Source organism: Brucepastera parasyntrophica (genome assembly GCF_022376835.1).
GTDB lineage: Bacteria > Spirochaetota > Spirochaetia > Treponematales > Treponemataceae > Brucepastera > Brucepastera parasyntrophica.
Genome location: NZ_CP084606.1, coordinates 320,322 through 333,288, shown reverse-complemented (window position 1 = coordinate 333,288; position 12,967 = coordinate 320,322). Strand labels below are relative to the sequence as shown.

The window sequence follows — 12,967 nt, the reverse complement described above, 5'->3', positions numbered from 1 at the left end:
GATTTACCATTCGTTGCCTTCTTCGGTTGCCCGAATCGAGTTTACTCCAAAATAAAGGGCGACCGAATCATTCGGAAGTTCATTTTGATCCTCGCTGATATCGACAAGTCCGTATAACGCCGCATGTCTGTCGACTGCAGGGATGGGGGTTTTTAATTCTATCTCAAGAATATTGTTTTCTTTTTGCGTTATTATATACTGGGAACGTTTTTCCCATTTTGCATAAATTCCATAAATATTTTTACCTGCAAAGATAAAGGAAATAAAGAACGATACGGATGCAAAGATCATTATGGCTGGTATATTTCTTTTGATTTTTTCTGATTCCGATATTTCACGGAACAGACTCAGGAGCACTATGGAGAACATCACAACAGGAAAAAAGAAAGCCCTTTCGGGAAAAATCGGGCTTATCAGCATTGAATAAACCGCTGCGAATCCTGCCGGAAAATAAAGGTAATTAAAAAAAACTATCCTTTTTTTTCATAAACCAGTAATTCTACGCCAATCAAAACTGAAATTCCCGCGAGGATATAACCGTTGCTGAAAAAGTCCTTTGAAATATCAAAGAAGCGTTTTAGTAAATGTAAAACCATATTTCCGTGACGGTCGAATTCCTTCATGCGGACATAATTCCCCGGAGCGGCAAGAAGAAAATAAAACCCTATTATAAACCCTATGATGCCCAGTATTTCAAACAGAGCAAATTTTTCCTTTTTAAAAATTTTACGAATGCTGTATCCTGTTAAAATAACAAGGGTAGCGGCTCCTGCATTTTCATTGCACCAGCCTGTTATTATCCCCAGAACCAAAAAAAGAATTGATAATATAATATGAATGCTATAGCTGGTATCCATGCTTTTTTTCCTGAATGGCATCAGAAAGAAAAGTATAATTGTCGTGGTCCACAGATAATTGCAGCTGCCGGTAAGCCAAAGAAAATTCTGGCCCCAGACAGGGACAGAAAACCATAACAAAATATGTATGGCGGAAAGAAGCCATAATTTCATATCAGCCAGGGTTCCGCAAATATGAAAATACACCAGACAGATAAATATACAATAAACAATTGTATTGCAGATATTAAAAAAACTTTTTCCTAAAAAGAGAAATAACTGCGCAAGAAAATGGGCAACACTCCGGCCTCCCCATTCCATATAATGCCGGTATTGTGAATAAAAAATATCGCTTATCGAAGATACACGTTCATCCGTATTATAGACAAATGAATAGAGATAATCGTCGGCAATCATCGGCGTTAAAACGTTCAATAAAAAAAGAGCAGTATATAAAATACCGGAATAGAAAAACGGAGAATTTGTTTTTTTGTTATCATTTTTTTTCCCTGATTATGAATAAGGGCCGCTGTTTTGTTTCAATATATGTTTTTGAAAGATATAACCCGAGTATTCCTATTGAAAAAAGCTGTATTCCTCCCAGCATGAGAATAATACATATTGTTGAAGGCCACCCCGCGACCGGATCGCCAAAAACCAATGTCTTTATTATTATATAAATAATTATTAAAAAGGATATAAAACAAAAAAGAATCCCGCATATAGCGGCTATATACAACGGTACTGTGGTAAAAGCAATAATTCCGTCAATGGCATAAGTACATAACTTCCAGAAAGACCATTTTGTTTCTCCCGATTTCCGTTTGATATTTTCATATTCGAGATATTTTGTTTTATATCCTATCCAGACAAAGAGTCCTTTTGAAAATCTGTTTTTTTCCTTAAGTGATAAAAGAGACCTCGCCATTTGTATGGTCATTATCCTGAAGTCGCGGGCGCCGTCCGCAATATCTATTTCGCATAATTTTCTGATAACTGAATAAAACTGTCTGGCAAAAAAAGAACGTATGACCGGCTCGCCTTTTCTTGTTACCCTGCGGGCCGCAATGCAATCATATTCGCCAGTAATTATTTCCGCAATCATTTCCGGAATGAGGGAGGGCGGGTCCTGAAGGTCTATGTCGCTTATAATAACGTAGTCATAATTTTCTTCCGAAGCATATTCGAGTCCGGCGTAAATAGCCGCCTCTTTGCCAAAGTTCCGTGAAAAGCTTATATAGTGTATCTTTGAATCTGTCAGACAGAGCTGCTTTATTTCTGCAAGAGTATTATCAGTTGAGCCATCATCAATAAAAATAATATGCAGTTCAATATCATGTATCCGCGCTGCCTCTTTTTGTACGGCCTGATAAAAAACAGTAACATTATTTTCTTCATTTAAAGCAGGCACCGCTATCAATATTTTCATTTTGTCATATTCCATTCGCCATTAATCACCGGTTTTATTCCGCTGTTTCCCGGATAATTCGGTTAACTACACGGTCAGACGCATTTCCGTCTTCAAAAAGCTGCAGCTGCTGAAAAAATGCATTCAGCTGAGATACATATTTTTCACTATCGAAATAAATAATTTTCTGAATCAGGTCATCCGTATTTACGGCAAGGGGAAAGGGCAGGGAAGTCAAATCAAAATAAAAGCCGCGTTCTTCCATATACTCATGGTAATCATTGATATATAAAAAAACCGGTTTTTTCATCAGTATAAATTCAAACATGCTGCTTGAATAATCGGTTATCAATATATCGCTCACAAGCATCAATTCCTGCATATCAGGATAAAAAGTTGCATTTATGACAGTATCGGAAAAAAAGAGGTTTTCCGATCTTTCGGAAATGTTCGGGTGCAGTCTTACAAGAAAGACGACTTTGCAATTGTTCTTTTCTGATAATGCCGACAGCGCTTCGGAAAAATGTATATTATATGTATCAGTGTTATAGTCTGTCCTGAAAGTTGGCGCGTATAAAAGTATTTTTGTATTATAATCAAGATGAAAATAATCATATACTTTTTTCTTTTTATCTTCAGGTTTTTTTATCAGAATGTCATTTCTTGGAGAGCCGCTTTCGAGAATTTCCCCGTCATACCAGAACGCCCTCTTATACATTTCCGTACAGAACCCGCTGTTTGACAGTATCAGATTAATTAATTGTGAATCATGTTTTGCCTTTTCAATATAGGCGCAAGGCAATTTATCTTCCGCATCTTTTTCTATTTTTTTTAGGGCAACACTGCCATGCCAGGTTTGAATATAAAACTGCTTTTTCCTTTTGCGTACAAATGTGAGTTTTCGGCTGTTGTCTATCCAGATTTTTGCCGTTGCTTCTTCATATTTCGCTCTGAGTGAACCGTATTTGACTTGCCTTATCTGTGGTGGTATTGAATCATTAAACCCGGGAATGACCGACCAGACAAGGTCAAAATCAAGTTTTTGTTTCAGTATATTTTCAACAATATATTTTGCATTATCACTATAACCTTTGCCGCTATAATTTGAAATAAAAATTTTGTATTTTTTTATGGGAACGATGCGAAATAAATAATACGGTACAACCAATGAATAGTATTTAATACAGTCAATAATGGGGTTTATCAAAAATTTTCTGATGAAAGATACCTTTTTATGCATATTTGTGACCCTTAATGAATTACTTATTTGAGCTTGTTCCTTGAAGCTGGGGGCCGTATTTATCCATTTTTCAAACTTTAATCCATCTGTGAAATTTTATAAAACAGATCACTCTGTTAACATTCCAAGGTTTTTTACTATTAAAATATTTTCACCACCGTCATTGTATAAAGCAAGATCAATTCTTTTCGTCTCTCCCGATAAAACACAAATGAAATCAACACCAACATTTTTAGCGAGCAGACCATCTGTATATATACGATCTCCTGCTATAACACAAGAAGCCTTCCCATAATTTTCAATTATACTATCAACGAACTGCTTGTTCGGTTTACCAAAAGACATATTTGGCTCACGAGAAGTCGACAATGAAATCATATTAATCATCGAACCTATATCAGGAATATTACCGTATTCTGTAGGACAGACAACATCAATATGAGTGGCGACATAATCTATATTTGGTTTTGTATTTAATAAAAAAGACATATTCTCCAGTTTTTTATATGTTAACTCTTTATCATAAGACAGAACAACGGCTTCATTCTTATCTTCGTCAAATAAAAGAGAAACATTTGGAAGTCTTTTTTGCATAAAAAGCAAGACATCTTCCGTTGCCACCATATAAACTGACGTGTATTTTTTTTCCTTTATATAATCAATCAAAGGATACAAAGGTGTATGTATTTGTTCTTCATTAACGGGGAGTCCAATTTCAGCAAGCTTTTTTACATAATGTGAAGGAACACACGATGTATTATTTGTAAGAAAATAAAAATCATAGTTTTTCATGTTTTTATTAACAAAATTGATTGATTCCTGAATCCCCTTATTTCCTACAAAGAGAGTCCCGTCTAAATCACATATAAAAGCCTTTTTGTCTTTCAAACATATAGAAGAAAATTTCATATCTGCTAAAAGTAAATCTTCCTCAGTATCAACTTCAACCCATTTTTTATGATTAATATCAAACGGAAATACATCGACAATACTAAATAATTGAGGGAAAGCGACTTCTGTCCACTGTTTAAGATCTTTTTTCACCTCAATAAATTCTTTTGTGATCTTAAATAATTCTTTACTGGCAACATTGCTATATTTGTATAAATCTACTGACACACCAACAGAATCCATTTGTGGTATTTTTTTTGAAATATCTTTTATTTTTCCATTTTTGTCCACATGGATCTTCATTGATTCATCAATATATTCCCCAATTTCTGTTGCAATTGCATTGTCAAAGCTGCTTCCTGCAAATTCAAGCATGAGATTCTCATCATACAAACAATCCGCATTATTAATAAAAAGAGTATCAAAATTTAAACCTGTTTTTTTTTCAAGATATTGAAATGCAATATATAGCGAATACATATTATTTGTCGTTTGATAGTCAGGACTATTTATTAGCACAACTTCAGGATAATTAACAGCGGAAAAACTTACTATCTTTTCTGCCATATATCCTGTTATAATAATTATATTACTTTCTGGTATGCCTATTCTTTTATATCCTGCTATCTGATAATCAAGAATTGATCTTCCGCAAACTTTTATCAAGGATTTTGGCATTACCGATGTTATTTCTTTTAAACGAGAACCAACACCTGCTGCAAGAATTACAGCATAACTATTTATAGTTTTTAACTTCAAATTCATAAACAACTCCTTCATGTATAAGAGAATATTCCGACTTCAATAAATCAAAGGTTCCGTATGTTATTACCCGCTTCAAAAATGCCTCCTTCAGTCCGCAATAGTCCAGGACCAGTTCGGCTTGATAATATTTTCCCTGCTGGGTGATTTATGCTGATTGTTTTTCGAATCATATACTTCGAAGTAAATTTTGGTATTTGTACTTGATATTCTTTTCAGCCGGTAAATTGAAAGATCAAACTCAATGCTGTATTCTCCGGTCGCGAATATTGATGTATCGATATCAAGGTTCACTTTATGATAACCCACAGAACACATTTTTGAATATTCTTCTTCGGAAAAAAAGTCCGACGCATTACACAGGCATAATCTTCTTCCTTCTGCATTCGCGAAATAAAGAGAGAATACATAATCAAGGTCCGGCGTAAAAATTTCATATTCAAAATGCAGGCGGTAGCCGTAATTGGTAGTATCAAGGGCGGCATGATATAGTTTTAAATTATTGTCACCGTCATTGCCGGACCAGTTTTTCTTTTTTTCGGCGGCATCATGTTCGCGGTATTTAGTTACACATTCCGCAATTGGTCCCTGTCCGATAAGCCTGCCCTGCTGGAGTATGATACCCTTATTGCACAGGGTTTCGACAGCCATCATGTTATGGCTGACAAAAAGAACGGTCCGTCCCTGCTCGCTGCTTATGCTGTTCATTTTTCCGATGGCTTTTTGCTGAAACGCGGCGTCACCGACCGCGAGGACCTCATCGGCAATCAGGATTTCACTGTCCAGATGGGCTGCGACCGCGAAACCAAGTCTGACATACATACCGCTTGAATACCTTTTAACCGGTGTATCTATATGCCTTTCTATTCCGCTGAAATCAATTATTTCATCTATCTTTTTATCAACCTGTTTTTTTTTCATTCCCAGAATTGAACCGTTTAAATAAATGTTTTCCCGTCCGGTCAGCTCTTTATGGAAACCGGTGCCTACTTCCAGCAAACTTACAACTCTTCCCCTTATTTTAATTACGCCCTCAGTCGGGGCCGAGATACGGGATATGAGCTTAAGCAGAGTGCTTTTGCCTGCGCCGTTCTTTCCTATAATTCCGACCCGGTCTCCCTGGATAATATCAAGTGATATATCTTTTAATGCCCAGAAACTGTCCGGCCCGTCATGGTATTCATTGCCGAGTTTTGCGTGGGGGTCAGGTTTCCCCCGTTTCCGCGCAAAAAAACTCTGCATGTCACGGAAAAAGGTACCGGTATTAATAACCCCGAGATTATATTTTTTGAGAGATTTTCTATCCGTATTGCAACATCATCCATAATACAGTTTTCCTTAATCACGCAACATCAATAAAGGTTCTTTCTCCCCGGTTAAAGAATATCAGCCCGAAGAAGAGAAATACCACAGTCATCACAATGCTTGATATAAACATTGCCGGCGGGACATACCCGGTCCCGTAAAAAATGATACGGAAATATTCTATAGGAGCAGAAACAGGATTAATATAAAATACCCAGCTGAACTGTTCCGGAATCTGGGACAGCGGGTATACAATGGGTGTCGCGTACATCCACAAGCTGATACCGAATGTGATGAGCTGTTTTATATCACGGTATTTAGTCGTAATTGCACTGATAATCAGGCCCATGCCTGTTCCCAGGGCAGCAAGCCATATAACAACGCAGGGAAACAGCAGGGCGCTCCATGAAGGAGATATCGGATATTTTAATACAAAATAATACACATAAAAAATTATAAACAAGACAAATTGAATTCCCAGCCCGACCGCATTTATCAGTACCCGTGAAATGGGAACGGTCAGCCGCGGGAAGTATACTTTTCCGAATATATCTGCGTTTGAAGTAAAGGTATCGCTCGAGTCTTTAAAACACTTTTCAAAGAATGTCCACAGCATGGTTCCGCCGAAATAAAACAGTATATGCGGAACCCCTTCGGTCGATATGTTCGCAAGGTTTCCGAACACAAAGGTATACATAATTGTCGAAATAAGCGGCTGAATGACATACCATAAGGGGCCGAGGATAGTCTGTTTATACTGGGTAGTAAAATCGCGCTTGAAAAAAAGAAACACCAGGTCCCTGTATCTTATTAACTCGCGGATCCGCAAATCAATCAGTTTATGTTCAGGCTTAATAATCGTCGTCCAGTTATCTTTTTCACCCATATATTATTATTCCTTATCTATAATCCTGCATTATATCAGAAAACAAGACGATATCCAGCACTGATACTGCAATTATATGTATGGACACTTCTGAGAGAAGCTTCATACTTATAATTATGAATATCGGTGAATACAAACTCGAAAAAACACGACTGATTTTTCAATATATGAAAAAGCGTATTTATTCCTATTGACAGATCGGTTCTGAAACGATACTCCCGTGTACTATCTGTATTTTTCCTGTAATACCACACATAATCATTGTCGGGGTTTCTTCTCTGAAGCAAAAGGGATGATTTACCCCTGGGATAGTACACATCGAAGGACAGTAACTGACTGTTCCCGCCCGTACCAATACCAGGTCCCAGCCATTGACCGCGGTTGGTATATCCCTGTTTTATTATGTGGTGCGCATAAAAAGTCGTTTCTACACCTGTTAGGGAATAATCTCTTGAAGATTCCAGATTGGTTATTTCAAGGGTCAGAAGGCCGGATATATTATGTTTTTCATTTAAACGGATTGATTTTGCCGCTCCAAGCGTATATGCCTGGGTATGAAAGGGATATCGGATAATCATATCAAGATTCGGACTGTAATCGTTTCTTCCCCATTCCGCGTAAACTTCAAAGCCGACGGATGGAAAAATATATGACAGCGTAATTGAAGCCCGCTGGTCCCGTTCATCCGTTCCGGCGGATGTTTCCATAAACGGCCATAATAATGTAAATATGCCTCTATAATCCAGGTCGCTCCATTTTGACAGCATGGTTCTGTGGACCCCGAGGACCAGGCCTGAAAGAAAAGATGGCGCGTATGAAAAAGTGACTCCGGTTACCAGATTTCCGTCATTTGAACTGTCATTATCAAAGTAGTCCGATTCTGTCAGCTTGCCCCAGAATGTCCGGAATTCAACGTCACCGGCATACCAGCCAAAAATAGTAACCGGCTGTTTCCTCAAACCTATGTCAAGTTTGGGATACGGCGCGGCATTATTTGAATGGAGCAGGGGGTTAACTTTTGCGGGTCCCAGCCATATATTCTGGGTTCCGAATCCTATGGTCAGGGTTTTCCATGTGTAGCGTATTTCAGAATCTCCCCAACTGTAGGAGAAAAAAGGGGAATCGCCGAACCGCTGGGGCGCGTCAATATGTCGTAGGCCAAAATATCCATATTCTCCTGCCTTGCCGGCATAATTAGCGTCGGCATACTGACCGTCCATATAAAACGGAACAAGCTCAAAGGCCTGATTCTGTGAAAAGGAAAACTCAGGTTTAAGCGTCAGTTCAAGTCCGTACCCTTCAAAACGGACCCCTCCGGTAAGATATGCGTTAAACCCTTTACCCTGCCATAAAACACTGTCATTCTGACCATAGGGAACCGCAGTATTGTATGAGAACAGTACATCCGGACCATAAATCCTCATTCTGAAGCCGGCAAATAAATTCCTGAATGTACCCAGGTTCTGTTCCTGCCAGGGATGCTCTGCGTCTTCTGAAATTGTCCATTCGGAATCTGATAATGTCCGGTAATTTAAATATGGCCGTTCCGCAATACCCTGCAGGGAAAGAAAATCATAATACGTTTCCGTATCAGAAAGAAGCTGTTCCTGGGCAAAAATAACCAAAAGGGAAGTAAAAAAAAATATAAGACCTGCGATCCTTTTTATCATTTCGGTTTTCTTCTCTGAAGTCTCAATTATTAAGGCTGCGCAATTTTACTGGCCTACACCATAATATATAAAGCCTTTCTTTTCCATATCCGCTCTTTTATATACATTCCGGAGATCAAAAAAGATAGGTGTTTTCAGGAGGGATTTTATGCGGTCAAGATCAAGATTGCGGTACTGGTTCCATTCGGTCATAATAATTACAGCGTCCGCGTCTTTTACCGCTTCATATTCATCCGTGTAATAGGTAATTGCGTCCTTAATGCGTTTCAGTCTCCACTGGGCCTCGTCGATGGCGGCAGGGTCACAGGCACGTATTATTGCGCCCCGTCTGGCAATGTTGGTAAGGATTTCTATTGCCGGAGCCTCGCGCATATCATCTGTGTTCGGTTTAAATGACAGGCCCAGAACGGCGATAATTTTGTCGGTCAGATGACCCATTCCGCCCAGTCCGCTCTCTATTTTTTCAAACATCCGGAGTTTCTGGCTTTCATTTGCCTGGATCGTTGTTTCGACAATTGTGAGGGGCATGCCTGCTTCACGGCCGATTCTGGCCATTGCCTGGGTATCCTTCGGAAAGCAGCTTCCTCCGTATCCGGGTCCCGGGTGCAGAAATTTACCTCCAATACGTCCGTCGCGGCCCATTGCCTTTGCGACATCCTGGACATCCGCGCCGACCTTTTCACAGAGGTTGGCGACTTCATTTATAAATGTAATTTTTACGGCAAGAAAGGAATTTGACGCGTATTTTATCATTTCCGCCGTTTCAATATTCGTCTCGATAAACGGGGTCTCGTTTATATACAGAGACCGGTATACATCTTTCATTATACTGCGGGCTTTTTCACTTTTTGTTCCGATCACCACCCGGTCAGGATGCATAAAATCGCGCACTGCCGAGCCTTCCCTGAGAAATTCCGGGTTGGAAACAATGTCAAAAAGATAGAGGTTGGCTTCTTTCCCGCGGTTTTCAAGTTCTTCCGAAATCCATTCCTGAACCCGTTTTCCCGTGCCTATGGGAACAGTGCTTTTATTTACAACAACCTTATAGCCATTCATAGTGCGCGCAATACTCCGCGCAACTTCTTCCACGTATTTCAGATCCGCGCTGCCGTTTTCCGCAGGTGGGGTTCCTACGGCAATAAAAATCACGTCCGATTTTTGTATTGCCTCCGCCATATCAGTGGTAAAGGAAAGCCGTCCGGTTTCAACCGTGCGGTTTACAACATCGTCAAGGCCGGGTTCATAGATGGGAATTTTCCCATTTTTGAGAGTTTCAATTTTATCGGCATTATTATCCACACAAATAACAACATTCCCAAAATCAGCAAGGCAGGCACCCGATACGAGTCCTACATATCCCGTTCCGATTACAGCGATTTTTGCCATGGCTCTGTCTCCTTGTACCATTGTATAAATTGTTCAAGTCCTCTTTCAAGTGATGTTTCCGGACGCCAGTTAAAATCGCGCTCAAGTGCTGAAGTATCGGCGGCTGTTACGTAAACATCGCCTGCCTGCATAGGCAGATATTTTTTTTTCGCCTGTTTTCCAAGCAAACTTTCCAGTATTTCAATAAACGTTTCAAGCTTTTCCGGATGATTATTTCCGATATTATACAATCTGAACTGTGCCGATGAACGGTCCGCAAGCGGATGCAGCGGATCAAACGCAGTATCTGCCCGCGCAGGGTTATCAGCTATAATTATAACCGCTTTTACAATATCTTCAATATAGGTAAAATCTCTCAGAAGATCCCCATTGTTATATATATCAATGGGTTTTCCCTGCATAATGGCGTCCGCAAATTTAAAATAAGCCATGTCCGGGCGGCCCCAGGGGCCATATACGGTAAAAAAACGCATGCCCGTTACGGAAATTCCGTATAGATGGCTGTATGTATGGGCCATCAGTTCATTGGCGCGTTTGGTCGCCGCGTACAGGCTTACCGGGTGATCAACAGGGTCTGTTTCAGAAAAAGGAACTTTTTTATTCATTCCATATACGGATGAACTTGAGGCAAAGGCAAGATGGGCGATCCGGCTGGCCCTGCATGCTTCCAGAATATTCAAAAAACCATCGAGGTTGCTTACTGAATAGGCATACGGATTTTCAATACTGTATCTTACTCCGGCCTGGGCCGCAAGGTGAATAACCCGGTCAAAGGTATGCCCGGAAAAGACAGTATCGATTAATCCTTTATCTTCAATCCCGCCCCGGTAGAATATCCAGTTTTTTTCATGTCCGGAATTCTGTTTTCGCGCTGTTTCTTCAATAATGGCAAGACGGCGTTCCTTCAAGTCTGTACGGTAATAATTATTGACGGAATCCAGTCCGATTACAGTATGCCCGGCTTCAAGGAGTCTGCAGGCGGTAAAAAAACCGATAAAACCGGCCGCGCCTGTTACAAGATAGGTCATGTCTTATCTTTCCTGTCCAAAAGGGGCAATGCTTCCTTTACAAGGTTTGTTTCCCCTTTTTTTGCAACCAGCGCCTTGCCGTTTTTTATGATTACGTCAATATCGGAGACGCCGCAGAGCATAACAGGAATATCCGAATAGACGAAACAGTTTTCAGACTTTATTGAGGCTGAAGTGTCGGAAAGTGCAGAGTAATATTCCGCGAAGGAATCCCAGGTGCCGATGTCATTCCAAAGAAAACCGGCCCGCACAGAAACTGCCCGTTCCGTTTTTTCGCTGACAGCATAGTCGATTGAAATGGGCGGGGTCGTTTTATAGGCTTTTTCAATTGAATCGTTCGGGGACATTATCCGGATCCCGGCTATGGTTTCAATTGAATTATACATATCAATATCCTGAAAGGCCTGATATATTTCCGGAGAATACAGTTCCAGTTCATTCAGGTAAAAATCTGCCCGGAACGCATAAATTCCCGAATTCCAGTAATAATTGCCCTCGGCAAGATAGGATTGCGCGGTTGCCGCATCCGGTTTTTCCCTGAAAAAATCAATAACAAACGCCTGGGAAGATCCTGAAAACGGGAGCGGAAGCGTTTCTCCTGCCTTAATGTAGCCGTATCCTGTTTCAGGCGCGGCGGGTTCAATTGCGAAGGATACAATATTTTTCTGCCCCGCATACCATGATGCCGTCCGCACATCCCGGGCGAAGACTTCCAGCGGGGAAATCAAATGGTCGCTGGCCATCATAAGTATATTGACCGGTTCTATGGAATTATTCTTGTACAAAAGATATTTTGAGGCCCACGCCGCAGCCGGCGCCGTATTTCTGCCGCAGGGTTCACTCATTATGATAATTTTTGAAATCAGTTCAGGTTTTTTTATCCGCTCCGCGAGCTCCTGAACCTCATTAATGACAAGATTAGTCCAGTTTTTCCGGGTAATAATACAGATGTCGCCGGAAATTTCCAAAACAGAGGCCCTCAGAATGGCTGACTGGAGAAAACTGTCCTCTCCGGAGGGTTTCATGAATTGTTTGGGTTTGTCCGGCCCGGAAGCGGGCCAGAGCCGTTCACCTGAGCCGCCGGCAAGAATAATTATATCACTGCACATTATCGTTTCCTGTAAGTATTGAGAACAGTTCCGATGAGGAACTGAGGGAAAAAGCATGTATTCCCTGAAAATTTTCAGAGATAAATACACAGGGAAATGTCGTTTTCAAGTATAACATACCGCAGTCAACGGTATACTCATAGCCGCATAATCTGAATTATTTGACTATTTTCGATTATAAGTGTTTCCGGTATAAAGAATTAGCTAATTCTTTATACCGGAAATGTAACTCAAAGGAGTATAATAATAAAAACTATAACTTTTTTAAGTGAAGAATGAATGGCTGGATAATTCATCTATTCCGGACGGATTCAGGGCATATGCTGGCTTTTTTCAGGAAAATATTCACAGTCCAGGGCGACACCTGTAACTTACGTGACAAATTCCGCTGGCTTACCGCTGTTTTTTGTCTGGTGAGTATATTAATTGTGTTCAGGAGAAGATTA

10 protein-coding genes and 1 pseudogene are annotated in these 12,967 nt (G+C 40.2%); all 11 read right to left on the bottom strand.

The genetic code is table 11. The features are described from left to right. Window positions 1-3 precede the first annotated feature (3 nt). The 11 genes and pseudogenes from K7I13_RS01570 to K7I13_RS01520 all read right to left on the bottom strand — a co-directional run bounded on the left by K7I13_RS01570 (window position 4) and on the right by K7I13_RS01520 (window position 12,521). Complete coding sequence (locus K7I13_RS01570) at window positions 4-420, bottom strand: DUF6056 family protein (RefSeq protein ID WP_255947425.1); 417 nt, start codon at window positions 418-420, stop codon at window positions 4-6. A gap of 50 nt (window positions 421-470) precedes the next feature. Then, window positions 471-1,271, bottom strand: a complete 801-nt coding sequence (locus K7I13_RS01565; protein ID WP_439647456.1) for a DUF3329 domain-containing protein — start codon at window positions 1,269-1,271, stop codon at window positions 471-473. Between the two features lie 61 nt (window positions 1,272-1,332). Further along, window positions 1,333-2,280, bottom strand: coding sequence for a glycosyltransferase family 2 protein (locus K7I13_RS01560; protein WP_255947423.1), 948 nt, complete (start codon window positions 2,278-2,280; stop codon window positions 1,333-1,335). A 19-nt stretch (window positions 2,281-2,299) separates the two neighbouring features. Further along, entirely contained in the window at window positions 2,300-3,484 is a 1,185-nt protein-coding gene (locus K7I13_RS01555) for a CDP-glycerol glycerophosphotransferase family protein (RefSeq protein WP_255947422.1), read from the bottom strand. 108 nt (window positions 3,485-3,592) lie between these two features. Continuing rightward, entirely contained in the window at window positions 3,593-5,140 is a 1,548-nt protein-coding gene (locus K7I13_RS01550; RefSeq protein ID WP_255947421.1) for an HAD hydrolase-like protein, read from the bottom strand. 549 nt (window positions 5,141-5,689) lie between these two features. Then, window positions 5,690-6,462, bottom strand: a pseudogene (locus K7I13_RS15830) (ABC transporter ATP-binding protein); the annotation flags it as partial. 17 nt (window positions 6,463-6,479) lie between these two features. Beyond that, a complete protein-coding gene (locus K7I13_RS01540; RefSeq protein WP_255947420.1) occupies window positions 6,480-7,328 on the bottom strand; it encodes an ABC transporter permease in 849 nt (282 codons plus the stop codon). 35 nt (window positions 7,329-7,363) lie between these two features. Continuing rightward, complete coding sequence (locus K7I13_RS01535) at window positions 7,364-8,998, bottom strand: capsule assembly Wzi family protein (RefSeq protein WP_255947419.1); 1,635 nt, start codon at window positions 8,996-8,998, stop codon at window positions 7,364-7,366. A gap of 45 nt (window positions 8,999-9,043) precedes the next feature. Next, a complete protein-coding gene (locus tag K7I13_RS01530) occupies window positions 9,044-10,384 on the bottom strand; it encodes a UDP-glucose dehydrogenase family protein (RefSeq protein ID WP_255947418.1) in 1,341 nt (446 codons plus the stop codon). Then, entirely contained in the window at window positions 10,366-11,412 is a 1,047-nt protein-coding gene (locus K7I13_RS01525; protein WP_255947416.1) for an NAD-dependent epimerase, read from the bottom strand. The genes K7I13_RS01530 and K7I13_RS01525 overlap by 19 nt, the downstream gene beginning before the upstream one ends. Further along, window positions 11,409-12,521 (bottom strand): mannose-1-phosphate guanylyltransferase, encoded by a 1,113-nt coding sequence (locus K7I13_RS01520; RefSeq protein WP_255947414.1) that lies wholly within the window; start codon window positions 12,519-12,521, stop codon window positions 11,409-11,411. The genes K7I13_RS01525 and K7I13_RS01520 overlap by 4 nt, the downstream gene beginning before the upstream one ends. Between the last annotated feature and the right edge of the window lie 446 nt (window positions 12,522-12,967).